The following is a 22,770-nucleotide window of genomic DNA, read 5'->3' as shown; positions in this document are numbered from 1 at the left end:
CCGCAACGGTGGCGGCAAAAGGGCGCCATGCCGCGCTTTCGGCGGCTGGCCCAACCCTATTCCGGCGACCAGGGCGCGTAGTCGCCGGTCGCCGCCGGACGTGAGCCCCAGGACAGCTGGGAGCCCTGCGGCCGGTAGGCGTTGGCCGTGCCGGTCTGGTTCTCGACATGGGGCTTCTGCCACGGGCGCGGCACGTACTGCTCTTCGCTCGGCGCCACATCGACGTTGTGGCAGAGCCAGCCGCGCCAGCCGGGGGGCACCTTCGAGGCGTCGGCGTAGCCGTTGTAGACCACCCAGCGGCGCTCACTGCCCACCGAACGGTCGATCAGCGCGCCCTGCGCCTTGTAGTACTTGTTGCCGAGCTCGTCCTCGCCGACGAAGATTCCCGAGCGCGCGGTGTCGACGGCGACCGAGACGGTCTGGCCGTTCCACCACGTGAAGATGCGCAGCAGGGTATCCTTGAGTGCCATCACCCGATCCGCTCACGATCGCGCCGCGGGCGCGTCGGACGCGGTTATGGGCAGACCGGGCCCGCGAGTCCAGTGCCGCGCCGCCGCGAGCCCACCTGTCGCAGGAAGGACACGCAGGCCGTCTCCTTTCGGGACTCGGCCTCCGAGGGGCCATGTGGACGTAAAATTTTCCCGATGGAAATCCTCGACGCCGGAAGGGCACTTAAGCGCTCCGATGCGGATATCCACAGGCTTTTCCTGCACACCACAACATGTAGCGGGAAACCTTATGCCCGCACACCACTTGTTGACGGAAACGGCCTGTCGACGGTAATCTTCGGACATGGTGGCGCCCCCCTCGTAGCAGCGTTCAAGGGCGTCCTCCGCTTCTGAAATCGTCGTCGCGGGACCGGACCATGTCCAGGGCGGACAGGGCCGGGTTCGCTGCCCCCGTGTGAGGGGCCAACCCCGCGTTCGGCGGGATCGGGGCTGTGTGCCCCGCTGGGAGAGGTGTGACTCATGCGGTTCGAGCGACGCTACACCACGGCCGGCCAGTCGCCCTACGCGGACATCACGTTCCGCAAGGCGCTGAGCGAGATTCGCAATCCGGATGGCTCGGTGGTGTTCCGCCTCGATGGCATCGATGTGCCGGAGAGCTGGAGCCAGGTCGCGAGTGACGTCCTGGCACAGAAGTATTTTCGCAAGGCCGGTGTTCCGGCCCGCCTGAAGAAGGTGGAAGAGAACGACGTCCCCTCCTTCCTGTGGCGCTCCGTGCCGGACGATGCGGCACTCGCCGAACTCCCGGAGGAGGAGCGCTTCGGCTCCGAGAATTCGGCGACACAAGTGTTCGACCGGCTCGCCGGCTGCTGGACCTACTGGGGCTGGAAGGGCGGCTACTTCACGTCGGAGGAGGACGCGTCCGCATTCATGGACGAGTTGCGCGTGATGCTCGCGCGCCAGATGGTGGCGCCGAACTCGCCGCAATGGTTCAACACCGGCCTGCACTGGGCCTATGGCATCGATGGACCCGGCCAGGGGCACTTCTACTGCGACTACCGCACGGGTGAACTGACGCGGTCGAGCAGCGCCTACGAGCACCCGCAGCCGCATGCCTGCTTCATCCAGTCCGTGCAGGACGACCTCGTGAACGAGGGCGGCATCATGGACCTGTGGGTCCGCGAGGCCCGTCTGTTCAAGTACGGCTCCGGCACAGGCTCGAACTTCTCCCTGCTCCGCTCGGAGAACGAGAAGCTCGGCGGCGGCGGCAAGTCCTCCGGCCTGATGTCGTTCCTCAAGATCGGTGACCGGGCAGCGGGGGCGATCAAGTCCGGCGGTACCACCCGGCGCGCCGCGAAGATGGTGATCGTCGACATCGACCACCCGGATATCGAATCCTTCATCGACTGGAAGGTGAAGGAGGAGCAGAAGGTCGCCGCCCTGGTGACCGGTTCCAAGGTCGTCTCGAAGCACCTCACCGCCGTCATGAAGGCCTGCACCCAGTGCGAGGCCGAGGGCGACGCCTGCTTCGATGCCGAGCGCAACCCGGCCCTGAAGCGGGAGATCAAGGCCGCCCGCAAGGCGATGGTGCCGGACGCCTACATCAAGCGCGTCGTGCAGTTCGCCAAGCAGGGCTTCACCAAGATCGAGTTCCCCGTCTACGACACCGACTGGGATTCGGAGGCCTACCTCACGGTCGCCGGCCAGAACTCCAACAACTCGGTCTCGCTCACCGACAACTTCCTCCGCGCCGTCGAGGCCGATGGCGACTGGAACCTGACCGCCCGGGTGACCGGCAAGGTGACGAAGACCCTGAAGGCCCGGGAGCTGTGGGAGAAGATCGGCGAGGCCGCCTGGGCCTCGGCGGATCCGGGCCTGCACTTCAACACGACGATGAACGATTGGCATACCTGCCCGGCGGGCGGGCGGATCCGGGCGTCGAACCCGTGCTCCGAGTACATGTTCCTGGACGACACGGCCTGCAACCTCGCCTCCACGAACCTGCTGACCCTCTATGACCGCGCAGCGAAGCGCTTCGACGTCGAGGGCTACGAGCACGTCAACCGCCTCTGGACGGTGGTGCTCGAGATCTCGGTGCTGATGGCTCAGTTCCCCTCGCGGGAGATCGCGGAGCTGTCCTACCGCTACCGCACCCTCGGGCTCGGCTACGCCAACATCGGCGGCCTGCTGATGACGATGGGCCTGCCCTACGACTCGGATGCCGGCCGGGCGATGGCCGGCGCGCTGACCGCGATCATGACCGGCGTCGCCTATGCCACCTCGGCCGAGATGGCCGCGGAACTGGGCGCCTTCCCGGCCTATGACGAGAACGCCGACGCGATGCTGCGGGTGATCCGCAACCACCGCCGGGCGGCCTACGGCGAGGCGGAGGGCTACGAGTTCCTCAACATGGCCCCGGTGCCCCTGGACCACGCCAACATCCCTCAGGACGACCTGGGCCGGCACGCCCGGACCGCCTGGGACCGGGCGCTGGCGCTCGGCGAGGAGCACGGCTACCGCAACGCCCAGGCGACGGTGATCGCACCCACCGGCACGATCGGCCTCGTGATGGATTGCGACACCACCGGCATCGAGCCGGACTTTGCCCTGGTGAAGTTCAAGAAGCTTGCGGGCGGCGGCTACTTCAAGATCATCAACCGCGCCGTGCCGGATGCCCTGCGGGCGCTGGGCTACCGGGAGAGCGAGATCGCCGAGATCGAGGCCTATGCCGTGGGCCACGGTTCCATGGGTCAGGCCCCGGCGGTGAACCCGGCGAGCCTGCGCGCCAAGGGCTTCACGGACGAGAAGATCGCCGCCGTGGAGAAGGGCCTCAAGTCGGCCTTCGACATCAAGTTTGTGTTCAACCGGTGGACCCTGGGCGACGACTTCCTCACCGAGACCCTCAAGGTCCCGGCGGAGAAGCTCGCCGACCCGACCTTCGAACTGCTGCCGTTCCTCGGCTTCAGCCGGAAGGATCTGGAAGCCGCCAACACCCATGTCTGCGGAGCCATGACGCTGGAGGGCGCGCCCTTCCTGAAGCCCGAGCACTACGCGGTCTTCGATTGCGCCAACCCCTGCGGGCGGATCGGCAAGCGCTACCTGTCGGTGGAGAGCCACATCCACATGATGGCGGCGGCCCAGCCGTTCATCTCGGGGGCGATCTCCAAGACGATCAACATGCCCAACGACGCCACGGTCGAGGATTGCAAGGCGGCCTACCTGCTGTCCTGGCGCCTCGCCCTCAAGGCGAACGCCCTCTACCGCGACGGCTCGAAGCTGTCTCAGCCCCTGAACTCGGCCCTCATCGCCGACGAGGACGAGGATGCCGACGAGGTGGTCGAGGCCCTGGTCCAGGCCCCGGCGGCGGCCAAGGCCGCGGCGGCGGCGGAGCGGATCGTCGAGCGGGTGATCGAGCGCGTGGAGCGGATCCGCTCCCGGGAGAAGCTGCCCGGCCGGCGCAAGGGCTACACACAAAAGGCCGTGGTCGGCGGACACAAGGTATACCTGCGCACCGGCGAGTACGATGACGGTCGTCTCGGCGAGATCTTCATCGACATGCACAAGGAAGGCGCCGCCTTCCGAAGCCTGATGAACAACTTCGCCATCGCGATCTCGCTGGGCCTTCAGTACGGCGTGCCGCTGGAGGAGTTCGTGGAGGCCTTCACCTTCACGCGCTTCGAGCCGTCGGGCTTCGTGCAGGGCAACGACGCGATCAAGAACGCGACCTCGCTGCTGGACTACGTATTCCGGGAGCTGGCGATCTCGTATCTCGGCCGCACCGACCTCGCCCACGTCAACCCCAACGAGATCGGCAACACGGTGCTTGGCGGAGGCGAGGCAGGTGACACCACCCGCGAGGGGCCGAAGTCGACCTCCGCAGCCTCGATCGTCTCCCGCGGCCTGCTCCGCGGTTCGGCCGACCGGCTAACCGTGATCCAGGGCGGCCCGGCCGGCGCCACCCTGGGCGTGGCCTCAGCCTCGACAGGGCAGAGCACCCCGGCAGGCGGCACCGTCCACGCGGTCCGCGGGGCGACGGCTCTCAAGGCCGAGCCCCTGGAACAAGCGTTGATCGAGACCCTGCCCTTCGCCGCGCCGACGCGCTCGGTGGAGGACCGCCGGGCCGAGGCCAAGATGAAGGGCTACGTCGGCGAAGCCTGCCCCGAATGTGCGAACTTCACCCTCGTCCGCAACGGGACATGCCTGAAGTGCGACACCTGCGGTTCGACGACCGGTTGTTCATAACACAGTAATCAAACCTCTATGTAAATGAGGGCGAAGTTCGCCTCGATTGAGCTTCGACTACCTCAATCAGAAGCTAACTTCTTTGATGTGCTTCCAGCCTGCCCAACGAAGCGGGCTGGAATGCTGAGTGAAACGGCGGGCGAAGTTTTTCCGTAGTCGAGTTTCGCCTCCCGCGATCTTTCCTGAAACGACCTAGGTTGGCGGTGCCGCCGCCAACCTTCCGCCTCGGTTTTGGACCCGTCGCGCCGGGCGAAGCTGCACCCAATACGTCTCTTCAGTGGCTAGCAATGGGTGCCGCGCGAGTGGAGCTGATGGGCGCATCGAACAAACCGTGAATCAGCTTGGCCGTAGCGGCGAGCTGACCTGCTCGTGGATACTGCCTATGACAGTGACCTTGACCTTTCACCCACTGGACAACGCGGACTCGACCCGCATCGACTTGAAGGACGGGCGCAAGCTGCTCGTCGACTACGCTGAGATGCGCTGCAACGGCGACGCGGCGGACCCGCGCATCGATCTCTCGACCTCGCTACGCAACGATCTTCGGGCTGCTGGGCGGGACTACTTCGACGTCGTCCTTTTCACCCATCTCGACGACGATCACACCCGCGGCGCCGGTGACTTCTTCCATTTTGAGCGATCGTTGAGCCGTCAGGGCAATGGCCGCATCAAGATGAACTCGCTTTGGGTGCCGGCGGCGGCTCTCACCGAGGAAGGGTGCGAAGGTGATGCAAGGATCATCCGCCAGGAGGCCCGCCACCGCTTCATCAAGGGCTCCGGCGTGCGGGTCTTCTCCCGACCCGGACGCCTACGGTCCTTCTGCGAGGACAACGGCATTCGTCTGGAGGATCGCTTACACCTCATCACCGACGCCGGCCAACTCGTGCCCGGCTTCGATGACCTGAATGCCGCCGGAGGCGTCGAGCTCTTCATTCACAACCCGATGGCTTGGCGGCTCAACGATCGCGAGATCGAGGAACGCAACGAAGATGCCGTGGTCTTCCAGGCCACGTTCCGGGAAGCCTTCAGAGACACCAAAGTGCTCTTCGCGTCTGACGTGAACGCTGACACCATCAGTCACATCGTGCAGACCTCCAAGCGCCACCGGAACGAGGACCGGCTCCGTTGGCACGTTTTCAAAATCCCGCACCACTGCAGCTACAAGTCGATCAATCACCACGATAAAGGCGCAGACAAGACGACACCCATCGAGGACGTGCGCTGGCTGTACGAGGACCAAGCCGAGGACTGCGCTATCTTGGTCTCCACAAGCGAGATCATTCCCGGGAAGGGGTCGTTGCGCGACCTAAACGTGCAGCCACCCCACCGCCAGGCCGCCGCCTATTATGAGGACGTGGCCGACCTAAAGGACGGGCAATTTGAGGTCACCATGGAACACTCGCCGCGGCGCAATCCGAAGCCGTGTCAGGTCTCCATCACCTCCGCCGGTGCGTCGTTCGTCGCCATCGCGTCGCTGCCGAGCGACTACGCCGCCGCGGCCCCCGCGAGGGCCGGCTGATGCTTGGGGCGGCGCTCGACGCTCTCTTCGGGGCGCCGTGCGATCCGGACGAGCTTGCACACGCGCGGGCGCGGTCGGTCTTGCGCCTTGTGATTGATGGAAACACGCAAGGCTACCGCCTCGTCGAGACGCGTCGCGGCACGAAAGGTGACGAGACGCTGATCGTCCGCGTTCATGTCGACCGTCCGCAGGATTTCGTCCATCCGCTGAAAGCTGTCGAGCCGTTGGCGTTCCAGTTCAAGAGCGATGGCCTCCCAGGGGTGTTCTCCCTCAGGGGGAATTTCCCGCCGGTTCCCCATTCGACCGCCATCTCGCTCGATCTGCCCGTCTACCTGTGCATCGACGACCGGCCTTGGCACGAGGCGCGCCTGAGTTGGACGCCAACGGATTTTCTCATCCGCATCCAGCGGTGGCTCGCAAAGACCGCCCGCGGGGAGCTCCACGGCAACGACCGCGCTCCATATCCCCTTTTCGCCACACTGGGACCGGTCGTCATCCTCCCTCGGGATGCGCTCTCACGGATGTCCAGCGAGCCGGTCGCGATCACGCTCTACCGGGTCGAGGACGAGGCACGCCGGGAGGTGCTGCTCGCGACCTCCGGAAACGTGCCGAAGGGCAGCGCGCAAATGCCCATGCTCGTGCTGGCGCTATCAATGCCACCACAGGAGCAGGGTCAAATTCGGTTTCCGCCACAGACCCTTCGGGAGTTGACCGACCTTCTTTCGGCTCAGGGGATCGACCTGCTCGCTGCGATCCAGTCCCGCATCAACGCCGCTCTCGAACAGGACGTTACGGCGACCGGGAGCGGACCGCGCAGTGAAGCGCTCGAAGCGAGGCTCGGCGTCATCGTGGCCTTCCCGATGCAGGATGAGGGAGGGACGACGACAGCGGGTATAGATCTGCGCGGGTTCTTCTCGTTAGCGACTGTCGCGGAGATCGGCCGAAACGTCGGCTGCCTCGAAAGGACCCCTGACGGCGCTTACGGTCGCGTCCTGTTCGGCCGGCCGACCGCTTCGGACGACGTGCTGATCTCCGGCGAGATGCATATCGGGCACGACCGTGAGTTGGCTGCCCTGGTCTCCGGCACGGACAGGATCGATGCGCGGAAGGTCGTCATGATCGGCGCCGGCGCCGTTGGATCGCACGTCTCGGCCTTCCTCGCGCGGGAGGGCTTCTTCTCTTGGACGATCGTCGATGACGACCATTACTTGCCGCACAACGTGCCGCGTCACGTCCTCCCCCCCGGCGCGGTGGGCATGTTTAAAGCCCGCGCACTTGCGTCGAGCATCAGCAGACTGCTGAGGGACGGTGACGCGACGCCCGTCATCGCCGACGCCCTCAACCCCGGTGAGGCTGCCGAGGGCCTGCGGGCGGCATTCGCCGCCTGCGACCTTCTGCTCGATGCCTCCGCATCGATCACGGTCGCGCGGCGGCTTGCCGACGAGGAACCATCTCGGCTGCGCCGGATGTCGTTCTTCTTCAACCCAGACGGGACTGATGCCGTGCTGCTCGTCGAACCGGAGGATCGCCGGAGCACCTTGCGCGACCTCGAAGCACAACATTACGCGATGATCCTCCAGGATCCCGCGCTTCGAGGCCACCTGCGAATGAACGAGGGCCGCATCGCATATTCGGGGGCGTGCCGCCAAGCGACGAACCGCATGCCCGAGACCCGCGTGGCCATGCTGTCGGCCGCCATCGCAATAGGGATAAAGGACGCCGTCGGTGTGGCGGATGGGGCCGTGTCTGTCTGGCGACTCGACCAGGGCGGCCTCGTTCGCACCCGCGCACCGGCCGACCAGTGGGAGCGCTTCCGTCTTGAGGACTGGAGCTTGTCCTTCGCGCACACGGTCATCGCCGAGCTAACAGGACGTCGCCAGCGCGCGCTTCCTTGTGAGACCGGCGGCGTTCTGCTCGGGGTCGCCGACATGGAAGCTCGCAGCCTCCACATCTGCGCCGCGCTTGATGCTCCGTTTGACAGCAGTGCGACGCCAACGAGCTTTGAACGGGGCATCGCCGGCCTTCGCGAGGCAATCGCGGGCAGCGGCGCTGAGACCGCGGGCCAGCTCACCTACGTGGGAGAATGGCACTCGCACCCCGCCGGTGCGCCGACGAGCGCAAGCCGCGTGGACGTTGCGCAGATGACAGAGCTGGCGATGTTCTTCGACGCGAACGGCGTGCCGGGGATCATGGCCATCGCCGGCGACGAGGGCATTCGCATCCACGCGGCGAGCCTCCGCGCCGAGCCGCCGGTCACCATCATCACATTCGCGGCAACCCTCTCGTGAACATCATATCCGGTCTACCTCCCTTGCGGGTTGGCCTGACCCTCTCGGGAGGCGGTATCCGCGCGGCCGTCTTCCACTTGGGTGTTCTCCGTCGCCTAGCCCACGATAGGTTGCTGGAGCAGGTGTCGAGCCTCTCGACGGTCTCCGGCGGAAGCCTTGTCACTGCCGCGGTGTTCGCGCACTCCGGCATGAGCTGGCCGCGATCCGAGCAATATCGCTCCGAAGTTTACCCCCTTCTCCGAGATCTGATCACGTCACGGGACCTCCTCAGCTTCCGTGCCATCGGATGGCGCGGGGTTCTGCGCCATAATGTCCGTGTCCTCTCGGATCGCGCGGGTCTGCTTGCCGATTTCCTAGAGGAAAAATGGAAAATCGTCGGGAGGCTTACCGATCTGCCGGACGAGCCGAATTGGTGGATCAATACGACGTCTATTGAGACCGGCAAGAATTGGCGGTTCAGCAAGCGGGAGATGGGAGATTGGCAGTTCGGGCGGCACTACAATCCGCCCTTCGGTATCGCCAAGGCTGCGGCGGCCTCGGCCGCCGTTCCCTACGGCATCGGCGCCCTCACCTTCGTGCTTCCGAAGGATGGCTGGCACAGGACCGATCCCGCGACCCGACAGCCGCTTGGCAGGACGGCACTGTCAGCCTCACGCGTCCGCCTCTGGGACGGGGGCGCGTACGAGAACCTTGGTCTCGAAGCCCTCTACAAGCCGGGCGAGCCCCTGAGGGGCTGTGACTTCATCATCTGCAGTGACGCGTCCGGACCTCTTATGCCGCCGGGTCGAGGGCCAGTCGGCTCATTGTTGAGAGGGGAATTGTGGTCTCCCCGCCTCTTCGATGTGACCAGCGACCAGATCCGGGCTTTGAGGTCGCGCATGATCGCTCGCGACTTCGAAAGCGGCACCATCCGAGGCGTGCTACTCAAGATGGGAAACTCGGTTCGCGATATTGACGTGAAGCTCAACCGGCTCCGCGAGCCACAAGAGTATGACCGGTTCCTCCCGGATTATGAGAGCCGCCTCGCCTTGAACCACCCGACCGACCTCAAGGCCCCGTCGGTGGACATGTTCGACCGGATCGCGCGGCACGGGTTCGAAGTCGCGGATGCGGTCCTGACGGGCCGCGCGCAGGCCGCGTTCCCGCAGACGCGTCCGTGGGCCGACTGATGAAGTATGCCTTTGCCCGCGTGAGCCCTCTGCCGCCCGTTCGCCCGATTGTGTGACTTGCTGCGCTGCCTTTAGTTCTGCCTCAACGGGCGCTTCCTTTCTCAATGGCAATAAGACAAGCCTCTAGTAGCTAGAGGTCTTCAAGGTGATTCGATGCGACCATTCGCCATCGGCGTGCTGTCGGAGCGGACCGGGGTCAAGGTCCCGACCATCCGGTTCTATGAATCCATCGGATTGCTGCCCGCGCCGGAACGGACGCAAACCAATCGCCGGACCTACGACGAGGATACGGTCAGGCGCCTGCGCTTCATCCGACACGCGCGGGAACTCGGGTTCGAGGTCGACGCCATCCGGACGTTGCTCGATCTCGCCGCCCATCCCGAGCGGCCCTGCGCGGAGGCAGACGTCGTCGCCCGGCGTCACCTCGCCGACATCGACGACCGGATCGAGCGGCTGACGGGTCTCAGGGCAGAGGTCCAAGCGATGCTCGACCAGTGCACCGGCGGCCAAGTCCGCGAGTGCAGGGTCATCGAGGTGCTGGCTAATCACGGAGAGTGCCTGAGCGAGAAGCACTGACCACGCCGGAACGAAGCCCTTGGCGGCCGAAGCCCTGACCGCGGGAAATGCGACTTGTGCAGGGCCCCTCCTCTCGCGCATAAGAGCGGCATGACCGTAGGGCGGTGGCATTGGGGCGTCGGCGCGACGCGCGGCTGGTGGACAACCGCCGCGCGCCTGCTCGCGTTCGTGCTGGCGCTGGTGCTCGCGGCACCCGATCTTGGCCTCGCCGCCGACATGACCGGCACCCCGGGTCGGCATGCATCGGTCGCGGACGCTCCGGTACTGACCGTCGACGCAGAGCATCCCGCCTCGGGATCCACCGACCTCGGCCCCGCCTGCCACGTGCATTGTGGCTGCCACCCGGTCATACGGACTGAGGGCGGCGCCTTCGTGACACGTCCCGACACTGGCCGCCGCATCGCGTCCGCGGTGGCTGGACCGCTGGCGCCCGTATGGTCCGATCGCCTGTCGAGGCCGCCTCGCGCTTGAGGTGAGCGCGCCCCAAGCGGCGCGTCCGCCCAGCCGAACGCTGGGCACCCGGAAACCCCACACGTGAAATCTCGGAGCCGACGCTCGCCCGCAATCCGGGCGACGCGTGGCGTCCCGGTCGAGTCCGGCTTCAATGCGCATTCTCCTGTCCGCGGCCTTCTTGGTCGCCGGCATCGCCATCGGCGGTGCCGTTCCCGGCGTGTCCTCACGCATCCACGAAATCCTTGACGCCGTGGGCGCCCGGAACATCCCGTTCCTGCAAGCAACCCCTGGCATGGCCTCCGCGCCGGCGACCGACGAGAAGCCTCACGAGGACGCTGACGCCCATGGGCCGGAGCCGGCACCGCTGGAGCCGAACGGTGCCGGCGAGGCGCATGCCCGGGAAGGCATTGTCAGGATGCGGCCCGAGCAGGTCACCGGGCAGGACATTAAGGTCCTGAAGGTCGAGGGCGGCACGCTCGCCAGGCACCTGCTGGTGTCCGGCACCATCACGCCCGACACCGACCGGGTCGCCCGCGTCCCGGCTCGGGTGGTCGGCACCGTGGCCGAGTTACGCAAGCGCCTCGGCGACGCCGTCCAGAAGGACGAGATCGTCGCGGTCCTCGATAGCCGTGAGGTCGCCGACGCCAAGAGCGAGTACCTCACCGCCCTGGTCCAAGCCGAACTGCAGAAGATCAATTACGAGCGCCAGCAAAAGCTGCTCGCGTCCCAGGCCGCGTCCGAGGCCGCGTTCCAGAACGCCCGTGCGACGTTCCTGGAAAACCAGCTTCGCGTCGACCTCGCCCGCCAGAAGCTGTCCGCGTTGGGGCTGAACGCCACCGAGGTCGCGGCTGCCCAGAAGCGCGACGAGGCCACCCCGAACCGGTCGAGCCTGCGCCTGTTCGAGCTGCGCTCGTCCCTGTCCGGACGCATCGTCGAGCGCAAGGTGGACGTGGGCACCAAGGTCGGCGGCGAGAGCGATCCCGCCGACCTCTACACGGTGGCCGACCTCTCGTCCGTGTGGATCGAGCTCTCCGTATCGACCCTTGATCTGGTCAAGGTTCGGGATGGCGCGCGCGTCGCGATCGCCTCGGGTCAGGCGGGCGGCCGCCACGCGGAGGGCAAGGTTGTCTTCGTCAGCCCGCTCCTCAACCAGGAGACGCGCTCGGCCCGGGTCATCGTCGCCCTGCCCAATCCGGACCTCACCTGGCGGCCCGGCACCTTCGTCACCGCCGAGGTGGAGATCGCCCGGGACGCGGTCGCCGTGCGCATCCCCAAGGCCGCTCTGCAGACCTTCGAGGGCAAGCGCGTGGTCTTCGTGCGCACCGAGGCGGGTTTCGAGAAGCGCGAGGTCGAGCTCGGGCACTCCGACGACGAGGCCTACGAGGTCACGGCGGGCCTCAAGGCCGGCGAGGAGATCGCGGTCGGCAACTCCTTCCTGCTGAAGGCCGAGCTCGGCAAGGCCGAAGCCGGCGACAACGACTGAGGGGCACGCCGACCATGATCAGCCGCATCCTCGACGTCTCGGTCCGCCAGCGCTGGCTGGTGCTGCTCCTGTCGCTGCTCGCCGCGGGTTTCGGCGGCTACGCGTTGACGAGGCTGCCCATCGATGCGGTGCCCGACATCACCAACAACCAGGTGCAGATCAACACGGTCGCGCCCGCGCTCTCGCCCTTCGACATCGAGCGGCAGGTGACCTACCCGGTCGAGACCGCGCTCGCCGGGATCAAGGGGCTCGATTACACCCGATCCCTCTCGCGCAACGGCTTCTCGCAGGTCACGGCGGTCTTCAGCGACAAGGTCGACGTCTACTTCGCTCGCCAGCAGGTGGTGGAGCGCCTCAGCGAGGCCCGCGAGGCGCTGCCCTCCGAGGTCGAACCGCATATGGGGCCCATCACCACGGGCCTGGGTGAGATCTACATGTGGACGGTCCGGTACGCCGAGCCCGCGGAACGCAAGGTTGCGGCCCCCGGCAAGCCGGGCTGGCAGCCCGACGGCACCTACCTGACCCCTGAGGGCCAACGGCTGACGAACGATCTCGAACGGGCGGCCTACCTGAGGACCGTCCAGGACTGGGTCATCCGGCCCCAGGTGAGGACCGTCCCGGGGGTCGCCGGCGTCGACGGGATCGGCGGGTTCGAGAAGCAGTACCACGTCCAGCCGGACCCGACGAAGCTCACCGCCCTCGACCTGTCCTTCGCGGACGTCGCCCGGGCGCTCCAGGCCAACAACGCCAACCAGGGCGCCCGATACCTGGAGGACAACGGCGAGGGCTACGTCGTCAGGTCCTCGGGCCGCCTGGAGAGCATGGACGAGATCGGCAACGTCGTCGTCACGACCCGCGGCGGCGTGCCGGTTCGGATCAAGGATATCGCCGAGGTGCGCATCGGCCGCGACCTGCGCACCGGCTCGGGCAGCGAGAACGGGCGGGAGGCGGTTGTCGGGACCGCCTTGATGCTGATCGGGGAGAACAGCCGCACGGTAGCGGCCGCCGTCGATTCCCGCATGGCCCAGATCCGGCGTTCCCTGCCGCCGGGCGTCGAGGTCCAGACGGTGCTCGACCGGACGCTGCTGGTCGAGGCCACGATCCGCACGGTGGGCAGGAACCTCGCGGAGGGCGCGGGTCTCGTCATCGTCATCCTGTTCCTGCTGCTCGGCAACATCCGGGCGGCGCTGATCACGGCGCTGGTCATCCCGGTCGCCATGCTGATGACCGTGACCGGCATGGTCGAGGCTCGGATCTCGGCCAACCTGATGAGCCTCGGGGCGCTGGATTTCGGGCTCATCGTCGACGGGGCGGTGATCATCACCGAGAACGCGCTTCGCCACCTCGCCGAGCGGCAGCACGCGCTCGGGCGCCCCCTCGACACCGAGGAGCGTCTCCAGACCGTTCGCGCCTCGGCCGAGGAGATGATCAAGCCGTCCCTCTACGGTCAGGCGATCATCATCCTGGTCTACGTCCCGCTCCTGACCTTCACGGGCGTCGAGGGCAAGATGTTCGAGCCGATGGCGCTGACCGTCATCATCGCGCTGGCCGCGGCCTTCGTGCTGTCGCTGACCTTCGTGCCGGCCCTGATCGCCATCATGATCACCGGCCGCGTCACGGAGAAGGACAACCTCATCATCCGGGCGCTGAAGGCGGCGTATCGGCCGGTCCTCGCCGTAGCGGTCCGGGCACCGTTCGCCTTCATCGGCGCCGCCCTGCTGCTGCTGGTGGGCGCCGGCTTGCTCGCCGCGAGGCTCGGGACCGAGTTCATCCCGACCCTGGACGAGAAGAGCATCGCGCTGAACGCGCTGCGCATCCCCTCGACCTCGCTGAGCCAGTCGCAGGCAATGCAGCTCAAGGTCGAGCAGGCCGTCTCAAAATTCCCGCAGGTCGCCTACGTGTTCTCGAAGACCGGCACCGCCGAGGTCGCCACCGACCCGATGCCGCAGAACTCCTCCGATACCTTTGTAATCCTCAAGCCGCAGGCGGAATGGCCGGATCCGGAGCTGCCCAAGGCCGAGTTGCAGGAGCAGATCGAGAAGGCCGTCGGCGCGCTCGCCGGCAACGTCTACGAGTTCTCACAGCCGATCCAGTTGCGCTTCAACGAACTGCTGGCCGGGACCCGGGGCGACCTCGCCGTGAAGGTGTTCGGCGACGAATTCGGGGCGATGACGCAGGCCGCGAACCGGGTCGCCGAGATCCTGCGGGCCACGCACGGCGCGGAGGACGTCAAGGTCGAGCAGACCGCCGGCCTCCCGATCCTTGAGATCAAGATCGACAAGACCGAGGCCGCACGCCTGGGGCTGAGCACCGGGGCAATCCAGGAGGTCATCGGCGCGGCCATCGGCGGCAAGGATGCGGGCGTCGTCTTCGAGGGCGACCGGCGCTTCCCCATCGTGGTGCGCCTGACCGACAAGGTCCGCGAGGACCGCGAGGCCCTAGAGAACATCCCGGTGTCCCTGCCCCCCGGGCCGAACGGCCGGGCCGCCTCCGTGCTCCTGAAGCAGGTGGCGAGCTTCACCGTGACTGAGGGACCGAACCAGGTCAGCCGCGAGAACGGCCGGCGCCGGGTCGTCGTCACCGCCAACGTCCGCGGACGCGACATCGGCTCGCTCGTCGCCGAGGCCCAGGCCAGGGTGGCCAGCCAGGTACAACTACCGCCGGGCTACTACGTGACCTGGGGCGGGCAGTTCGAGAACCTCGCCTCGGCCCGCCGACGCCTGACCGTGGTGGTGCCGGTCTGCTTCTTCCTGATCTTCCTGCTGCTCTACTCGGCCCTGGGAAGCGCCCGGGACGCGCTCCTGGTGTTCAGCGCCGTGCCCCTGGCGCTGACCGGCGGCATCGCGGCTCTGTGGCTGCGCGGCATGCCGCTGTCGGTACCGGCCGCGGTCGGCTTCATCGCCCTCTCGGGCGTGGCGGTCCTGAACGGCCTCGTGATGCTGACCTTCATCAAGCAGCTCATGGCCGAGGGACGCCCGAAGCGGGAAGCCATCTTGGAGGGAGCCATGACCCGGCTCCGGCCCGTGGCGATGACGGCGCTCGTCGCCTCCCTGGGGTTCGTGCCGATGGCGCTCGCGACCGAGACCGGTGCCGAGGTGCAGCGGCCGCTCGCCACCGTGGTGATCGGCGGCCTGATCAGCGCCACCCTCCTGACGCTCGTGGTCCTCCCGGCCCTCTTCGCCCGCTTCGGCGGGAGGGAGGCGTCCCGGCAGCGCTCCGAGGTGGAGCGTCCGCCGGCGCTCCGGCAGGCGGCGGAGTAGGCCATGGCCCTCGTCCAACCGACGTTCCTGGACGAACCGGAGGCGGAAAGGTCGACCACGGCGGGATTGTGCCGCCTCCTGAGCTCATCGCCCTGCGATCGCCCGATCCTGCGCGGCTGCGTTCCCCGGGAGAAACTCGCCGCGGAGCGTGGATCGGGTTCGAGGGGCTCCCTGTCTCGCGGGGGCCGGGACGGCTCGTCATCCTCCGAGGTCGAGGAGCGTCAGCCCCTGGGGAGTGGGCCGAAGAGCCGCCAGCCTGCTCCCCGCGAGGCCGGTGGGTACATGGCGGGCACGGCACGTGGCGGTACTCGCCCTGGCCGCCGCGACGGGCGGCTGCGCACGCTTTCCCGACCTTCCCGGCTTCGCGGCCGTGCCGTTCACGCTTCAACTCCCGTTCGGCGAGCACCTGGACGGCAGCATCACCACACGCCTGCTGAGACGCGAATTCCAGGCGACGAATGCGCGGGTGACCTGCAGCGGGTCATTCAACGCGCCGAAACCGGGCGCCCCGGCCGTGATTTTCGCGGAAGGCTCGAATGGCATGCGCGGGAGCGGATCGCTCGAAGGCGGAAGCTCGTTCGGTGCCGCCGGGACGATGAGCATGCCGGCGTCGGCCTTGCAGCGTTCCGGTACGGCACGGCGGGCCGGGCGAAGTGACGAGGTCGGGATGAATCCCCGTGCCGAGAGGAGCCACGTGCAGGGTCGGACGGTCAGGGCTCGCCTGCTCGATAGCGGGGGATCGATCCCGAGCCGGCAGCCTGCACCGGGCGGGCGGTCGGCACCGTCCACCCTGGCTTGCCCGACGGTGACCGGAACGCCTCGGTTCATGGCCGCGTCCGTGATCGGGCTTCGGCGGCTTCGGGACCGGCGCACCTACGGCGCCTGGCGCCGTGCATTGGCGTGTCTGCTCGCCTTCGTCCTGATCATCGCCCTCGTGGACCCGGCCCTGACATCGCCCCGGGTCGGACCCGACCATTGGAAAGGGCCCGGCACGTTGTCCCTCTTCGAGCCGGGTTCGACCGTGTCGGCTGCGGATGACCCCTCGGACCGAGAGCGCCCCGGACCGACCCGGTGCAACGGCTACTGCCCCTGTCATGCGGCCCTTAGGCCCGACGACGGCCTCGCGGTGCCCGCTCGCGTCGCGCGGGCTCTGGAATTCCCGCTGTTCGGCGACGGTTTCCGGTCCCTGACGGCCGCCCCGCCCAACGAGCCGCCACGCGCCTGACCGCTCGGCTGCCGCGACCGCGGCGGCGCCCCGGGTCGAAAAGCCCAGTCCCGTGACCCGGATGTTGAGTGCGCTTGCCTCGCGTGAGCGCGCGGCCCGTCGCCGTGACGGAGCCGCAGGTCGGAACCGCCTACGAGATCGGGTGGAGCGATGCGCGTTCCCAGTCCCCCCTTGACCAACCCGGCACTGCCGACCGTCGACCCGGGAGCCGATGGCCTCCGGCCAGCCCGATCACGCTCGTCGGACGTCTCGGGCTCCTCGGTGCGAGGGCGCCCACTGCCGTCGGACACCCCGAAAGCGGTCTGCCCGCCCCAAGCGAGGCTCGGGCCGCGTCGGCTCAGCCGGCGCTCCCTCGCTGTGGCGCTCGCGACCTTCGCGGCGAGCTCGGTCGGTAGCCTACGGGCCGAGACGCTGGAGGGCTCGCTGGGGCGCGCCTACCGTGCGAACCCGGAGCTGAACGCGACGCGGGCGGGCTTGCGAGCGACGGACGAGGAGGTCGCGCTGGCGCGGGCCGGCTACCGCCCGACCGTGGCCGCGGACGCGGACATCGGGGTACAGAACGTGCAGGGGACCGCAGGCGGCGAGCGCCTGGCGCGAACCTCGTTCCCGCGCGGCCTGGGGCTGACCGTCGAACAGACCCTGTTCAACGGCTTCCAGACGGACAACGACACCCGTCGCGCGGAATCGAACGTGCTCGGCCAGCGCGAGGCCTTGCGCTCCACCGAGAACACGATCCTGTTCAACGCGGCGCAGGCCTACATGGATGTCCTGCGCGACACCGCGACCGTGGAGCTCAACCGCAACAACATCGCGGTTCTGGAGGAGCAGCGCCGCCAGACGACCCTGCGCTTCCGGCTCGGCGAGTTGACCCGGACGGATGCCGCGCAGGCTGACGCCCGTTTGGCCGGAGCCCGCTCGCAGCTGAGCGCGGCGGAGGCGCAGCTCCGTGCCCGCACCGGCGTCTTCCGCCAAGTCATCGGCGTGGACCCGCGCCGGCTTGCCCCCGGGCGCCCGCTCGACCACCTGGTCCCGCCACGTCTCGACCTCGCGCTCGGCATAGGGCTGGCCGAACATCCACGGATCCTCGCCGCGCTCCACGCGGTCGATGCCGCGGAGGCGCAGGCGAAGGTCTTCGAGGGGCGGCTCTACCCTCGGGCCGGCGCCTCGGGCGTCGTCCAAAGGCGCCGCGACGAGGAGGAGCCGGGGGACGATGTCCTCGCGGCCGGGCTCGTCGGGCAGGTGACGATCCCCGTCTACGAGGGCGGGCAGGTCTACGCGCAGGTCCGGCAGGCCAAGGAGCAGGCCGGGCAGGCGCGCATCGAGGCGGAGCAGGTGCGCGACGCCGTCCGCGCCGGCATCGTCGCCGCCTGGGCACAGCTTGAGGCCTCGAAAGCGCAGGTCGCCGCCTCGCAGGCCCAGGTCCAGGCCAACGAGGTGGCGCTGGCCGGCGTGCGGGACGAGGCGCGCGCCGGCCAGCGCACCACCCTCGACGTCCTGAACGCCCAGCAGGAACTGCTCAACGCCCGGGTGGGCCTGGTCGTGGCGCAGCGCGACCGCGTCGTGTTCTCCTACGGCGTGGTCCAAGCGCTCGGCCGCCTTACCGCGCGCCTCGCGGAGCTGCCCGTGGTCCCCTACGGCGCCAAGGCCCACTACGACCAGGTCGAGGATCTCTGGGCGGGCCTGCGCACGCCCGACGGTCGCTGACGCCCGGCCCGCGGGACGCCGCACCATCCGGGCGGCCTCAACGCGGCCGCCACCCGGGGCCGCCCGCCCGCGGCTCGGCCGCCCTGCCCCAACCCGGCTTCCGAGCCTGCCGACGCGGAGCGGCGGGAAGCCCCAAGGCCCTCACGAGAGAGGGCCGGACACGACGTCGGAGCCCTTCTTGGTCACGCCCTCCCTGATTCATGCCTTGGCCCACCGGATCGCGGGGGTCGATTACCCCCACAGCCACTGGTGGTTCGACCTCCTGGCCCTGCTCGCCTTCGTGGTCGCGCCGGCCTGGACAGGATGGCTGATGGTCCGGCTCGGCCTGCGATGGATGGGGTCGGAAGGACGTCGACGGGTCCACCCGGTTGCCGTTCCGTCGCGCGAGCCCCGGACCGGATCGGTGCCGCCGACGTCGGGCGGCGCCCATCAGGGCCTCGATGGCTGGTGCCTGGAGCATTTCGTCGTCCGTGCGACGCTGCGCTTCCAGCTGCGTCTCGTGCTGCTCTCGCTGCTGACGCTGCCCGCGGCGTGGCTCCTCCTCGAAATCCCCAAGCACATCATCAACCGCGCCATCACCGACGCGGATGGGGACGGGCATCCGGAGATGGTCGTCCTCGGCTTCACCCTAAGCCAGGTGGAGCTGCTGTTCGCCCTGTGCGGGAGCTACCTGGCCGTGCTCACGCTCGGCGGGCTCGCAAAGTATGCGGTCAACCGGTCGCGCGGGCGCGTCAACGAGCGTCTCGTGCGCCGCCTGCGCCTCGCCATCCTCCGTCGCGCGCGCGACGAGCCCTCGCCCGAGCGACGGGCCACGCTGGCGGCCGTGGCCATGCAGGAAGTCGAGCCGATCGGCTACTTCGGCGGGAGCCTCGTTGTCGTGCCGCTCGTGCAGGGTGGCACGCTCGCGACCAGCATCGTCTTCCTGCTCCTCCAGAACGCCGCCCTCGCGCTGGCGGCGCTGATGATGCTGCCGGTCCAGCTCACGCTGCTGCCGCGCCTGCAGCGGCGCCTGAACGCGAAGGTGCGCGAACGGGTGCACGCGACGCGGGCCCTAGGAGGTCTCCTGACCGCGGCGCCGGACGGTCGGGGGGCCACGCCGCCTCGCGACCGGGCCGCACGAACGCCGACCGGGTCGCGGCAGATGCGCTTGGCCGAGGACCTTGAGCGCGTGCGCATCGAGATCAATGATCTCAAGGGCCGTCTCAAAGGCCTGTATAACTACACCTCCAACCTGACGCCGTTCTTCTTCTTCGCGATCGGCGGCTACCTGGTCGTGCAGGAGCGGCTCTCGCTCGGCGCGCTCGTCGCCGCGCTGGCGGCCTACAGGGAGATTGCGCCGGCGATGCGCGAGGTGTTCGATTTCGTCCAGAGCCGGTCCGACGCGAACGCCCGGTTCGAGGAGGTCACGACGGCGCTCCGCCCCGCTCCGCCCGACCATCCACCCCGGTAGGCCCGAGCGGCCGAGCGTTCAATCCGGTCGCTCCGGCCGGCCCGGCGCGGCCTTCGCGGGCGGCAGGAGGGCGACGCGCAGGAGTTCGACGAGGCGGCGACGGTTCACGAGGAACAGGGTGGCGGCGAGCCCGAGATAGACCCAGGCGAGCGCGGTCAGCGTCGCCACCGTGCGTGCCGCGTCGTCCCGGTAGGCGAAGGCCAGCCCCACCTGCAGGCCGAAGAGGCTTGCCAGGGCGAATGCCGAGACGAGGCCGAGACGTAGCCGCAGCAGCAGGCCTAACGCGAACAGCGATTGCGCGGCGGTCAGGAAGAACTCCTCCGCTTGGCGGGCGTCGAGCGGCAGGTTCGTCAGCGAGCCCGCGCCGACGCTCATCGCGAGCGGCAGCATGCCGACCAGCAGCGTCCACTGGCTGATCTTGTCGCTGACCAAGGCGCCGAGCCCGCTGGCGGCCCGGCCCGCCAGCACGAACAGGACCGCGACGGTCATGGCCGGGGCCTCGCTCGCCAGCGGCGCGAGCCACTGGATGAGGAGGAACTCATCAAGGCCGAGAACCCGGCCGGCTCCGACCAGCGCCTCGGCGAACGGCTCGGCCGAGACCAGGATGATGCCGCAGGCGACCAGCGTCAGAGCCGCCATCGCGGCCCACTGCCTAGCCACGGGCAACGCGTTCAGGGCGGCGGCAGGGCCGGGCTCCTCGCCCTCGTCCTCATCCTCGTGCTCAGGCGCGCCGCGGGTGCGCCAGACGTAGGCGCCGAAGAACGCCGCCAGGATCGCGAAATCGAGCGGTCCGATGCCGTCCTTGAGCACGATGACGAAGGCGTACAGGCTTGCCAGGAGCAGGAAGGCGACCTCGACCGCGTTGGCTCGGGTCAACTCCACCGCACGGCCGCCGCCCCGCGCCCAATGGATGGCGACCAGAAGCGGCCAGGCCAAGCCGACGAGCAGCCGGTTGGCCCCCGTCATGTTGGCGGCGGCGTAGTGCACGTACTGGGACCCCGGCCCCGCCTTGCCGGCCTGGTAGGCGTAGTAGAGGTCGACCGCATATTCGGGCAGCACGGTCACGAGGGCGACGATGGCGATGATCAGCCCCTGCGAGACGTGCCGCTCGGCGGCTTCCGCCCCCCAGGACAGCAGGAAGCCGGCCGCGAGGATGGCGGCCCCGAAGGCCGCCGTCTCGCCGATGGGCCCCACCCGAAGGCCGGTTAGCCGCAAGGTCAGGGCCGGCGCCGCCGCCGCGACCGCGAGGGCGACCAGCATCAAGAAGCGTCCCACTCCGTCCCTCCTCGTCACAGTCCCGGGCCGTGGCCGCCGGGCGCGGGCGGTCCTCGTCGGCCGTCCGAAGGCCGCGTCCAAGTCGGCGCGAAGGCAGCCCCGCCGGCGGCGATGCCTGAACGCTGAACCCGCCGCCTCAGGCCGGCTGCCCGCCCCGGTACCGCGCGAACGGCGACCGCCCATCCTTCCCGAATAGGACGACCTCGTATGTGTCGGGCTCCATGCCCCCAACCTCCATGCCGGGCGAGCCGAGCGGCATGCCCGGGACCGCCAATCCCGTGCCCTCGGGCCTCTCCGCGAGCAGGCGCTTGATCGCGCCGGCCGGGACGTGCCCCTCGACCACATAGCCGCCGACCTGAGCGGTATGGCAGGAGGCAAGCTCGCGAGGCACCCCGAGACGGATCTTGAGCGGGTTCACCGGCGCCTCGGTGACCGTCACGGCGAAGCCCGCCTCGCGCATGTGGGCGACCCACTTCCCGCAGCAGCCGCAACTCGGATCCTTGGTCACGGCGACCGTGGGCAGACCCTTCGCCAGGGCAGCCCGTCCGAGCGTTAGCCCGACCGCCAGGCCCGCAAGCACGGCACGCCGAGATGGTATCGTATCGCTCCTCATCCTCATCTCCGTTCGCTCTCACTCGGCTGCCAGAGGCATGAGGGCGCTCTCCCCGGCCTCCGCAGCGGCCTGCGGCAGTCCGCGCCCTTTCACCAGGGCGTAGACGGCCGGAATCACGACGAGGGTCAGCACGGTCGAGGAGACCATCCCGCCGATCATCGGCACGGCGATGCGCTGCATGACCTCGGAGCCGGCGCCCGTGCTCCACAGGATCGGGATGAGGCCCGCCATGATGGCAGTCACGGTCATCATCTTCGGGCGCACCCGCTCGACCGCCCCGACCATGATGGCGCGACGCAGGTCCTCGCTCGTGAGCGGGCGTCCCTCGCGCCCGCACTGGGCACGGACCTCGTCGAGGGCGTGGTCGAGATAGACCAGCATGATCACGCCGGTCTCCGCGGCGACCCCGGCGAGCGCGATGAAGCCGACCGCCACCGCCACCGACATGTTGAAGCCCATCCACCACATCAGCCAGACGCCGCCGACGAGCGCGAACGGCAGCGACAGCATGACGATCAGCGTCTCGGTGAGGCGGCGGAAGTTGAGGTAGAGCAGCAGGAACACGACCAGCAGCGTCAGCGGCACTACGATGCGCATCCGCGCCTCGGCGCGCTCCAGGTACTCGTACTGCCCGCTCCACTGCAGCGTTGTGCCAGGGGGCAGCCTGACCTCGCTGTCGACCGCGGCACGTGCATCGGCGACGTAGCCGCCGAGGTCGCGCCCCGCGATGTCGACGAAGATGTAGACCGCGAGCTGGCCGTTCTCCGTCCGGATCGAGGTCGGCCCGCGGGTGAGCTCGACCTTGGCGACTTCGCGCAGCGGCACCGTGCCCCCGGCCGGAAGCGGCACCTGCACCTCGTCCGCGATGGCCTGGGGATTCGAGCGGAAGGCGCGGGGATAGCGCACGTTGACGGTGTAGCGCTCGCGGCCCTCGACGGTGTTGGTCACGCTCTGTCCACCGAGCGCCGTGGCGATGACGTCCTGCACGTCGCCGACCATCAGACCGTAGCGCCCGAGCGCCTCGCGGTTCGGCGTGATGTCGAGGAAGTAGCCGCCGATGACCCGCT

At 68.5% G+C, this 22,770-nt stretch carries 14 protein-coding genes; 10 read left to right on the top strand and 4 right to left on the bottom strand.

What is annotated here, in order from left to right; genetic code table 11:
- Positions 1–56: 56 nt before the first annotated feature.
- Entirely contained in the window at positions 57–470 is a 414-nt protein-coding gene (locus MFF22_RS15890) for an NADH:ubiquinone oxidoreductase subunit NDUFA12 (RefSeq protein WP_238249957.1), read from the bottom strand.
- Between the two features lie 498 nt (positions 471–968).
- On the opposite strand from MFF22_RS15890, the gene MFF22_RS15885 reads away from it, so the two are divergent.
- The 10 genes from MFF22_RS15885 (at position 969) to MFF22_RS15840 (ending at position 19,815) form a co-directional block, all read left to right on the top strand.
- A complete protein-coding gene (locus MFF22_RS15885) occupies positions 969–4,688 on the top strand; it encodes a vitamin B12-dependent ribonucleotide reductase (RefSeq protein WP_238249956.1) in 3,720 nt (1,239 codons plus the stop codon).
- 382 nt (positions 4,689–5,070) lie between these two features.
- Complete coding sequence (gene mblB, locus MFF22_RS15880; protein ID WP_238249955.1) at positions 5,071–6,207, top strand: anti-phage 6A-MBL system MBL-fold protein; 1,137 nt, start codon at positions 5,071–5,073, stop codon at positions 6,205–6,207.
- Entirely contained in the window at positions 6,207–8,495 is a 2,289-nt protein-coding gene (cap2-3, locus tag MFF22_RS15875) for an anti-phage 6A-MBL system cap2_3 protein (protein WP_238249954.1), read from the top strand. The genes mblB and cap2-3 overlap by 1 nt, the downstream gene beginning before the upstream one ends.
- The gene (locus MFF22_RS15870; RefSeq protein ID WP_238249953.1) at positions 8,492–9,664 is read left to right on the top strand and encodes a patatin-like phospholipase family protein; all 1,173 of its coding nucleotides are present in this window, start codon (positions 8,492–8,494) and stop codon (positions 9,662–9,664) included. Before cap2-3 ends, MFF22_RS15870 begins: the two co-directional genes overlap by 4 nt.
- Positions 9,665–9,817: 153 nt before the next feature.
- Entirely contained in the window at positions 9,818–10,240 is a 423-nt protein-coding gene (locus MFF22_RS15865; protein ID WP_238249952.1) for a MerR family transcriptional regulator, read from the top strand.
- Positions 10,241–10,844: 604 nt separating this feature from the next.
- Entirely contained in the window at positions 10,845–12,176 is a 1,332-nt protein-coding gene (locus MFF22_RS15860; protein WP_238249951.1) for an efflux RND transporter periplasmic adaptor subunit, read from the top strand.
- A 14-nt stretch (positions 12,177–12,190) separates the two neighbouring features.
- Entirely contained in the window at positions 12,191–15,436 is a 3,246-nt protein-coding gene (locus MFF22_RS15855) for an efflux RND transporter permease subunit (protein WP_238249950.1), read from the top strand.
- A gap of 298 nt (positions 15,437–15,734) precedes the next feature.
- Positions 15,735–16,661, top strand: coding sequence for a hypothetical protein (locus MFF22_RS15850; protein ID WP_238249949.1), 927 nt, complete (start codon positions 15,735–15,737; stop codon positions 16,659–16,661).
- Between the two features lie 150 nt (positions 16,662–16,811).
- Positions 16,812–18,365: a TolC family outer membrane protein gene (locus MFF22_RS15845; protein ID WP_238249948.1), complete on the top strand. Its 1,554-nt coding sequence runs from the start codon at positions 16,812–16,814 to the stop codon at positions 18,363–18,365.
- Between the two features lie 178 nt (positions 18,366–18,543).
- Positions 18,544–19,815 carry a multidrug ABC transporter ATPase gene (locus MFF22_RS15840; protein ID WP_238249947.1) on the top strand — a complete coding sequence of 424 codons (1,272 nt, stop codon included), beginning with the start codon at positions 18,544–18,546 and terminating at the stop codon, positions 19,813–19,815.
- 18 nt (positions 19,816–19,833) lie between these two features.
- Here MFF22_RS15840 and MFF22_RS15835 read toward each other — a convergent pair whose 3' ends face one another.
- The 3 genes from MFF22_RS15835 to MFF22_RS15825 all read right to left on the bottom strand — a co-directional run.
- On the bottom strand, positions 19,834–21,090 hold the full coding sequence (locus MFF22_RS15835; protein ID WP_238249946.1) for a calcium:cation antiporter family protein: 1,257 nt from the start codon (positions 21,088–21,090) through the stop codon (positions 19,834–19,836).
- Between the two features lie 136 nt (positions 21,091–21,226).
- Positions 21,227–21,703, bottom strand: a complete 477-nt coding sequence (locus tag MFF22_RS15830) for a DUF411 domain-containing protein (protein ID WP_238249945.1) — start codon at positions 21,701–21,703, stop codon at positions 21,227–21,229.
- An 18-nt stretch (positions 21,704–21,721) separates the two neighbouring features.
- A partial coding sequence (locus tag MFF22_RS15825) for an efflux RND transporter permease subunit (protein WP_238249944.1) occupies positions 21,722–22,770 on the bottom strand: 1,049 nt, incomplete at its 5' end.

This window comes from Methylobacterium persicinum (assembly GCF_022179525.1).
Lineage (GTDB): Bacteria > Pseudomonadota > Alphaproteobacteria > Rhizobiales > Beijerinckiaceae > Methylobacterium > Methylobacterium persicinum.
The sequence above is the reverse complement of the archived record's forward strand: the minus strand, read 5'-3'. Positions and strand labels throughout refer to the sequence as shown.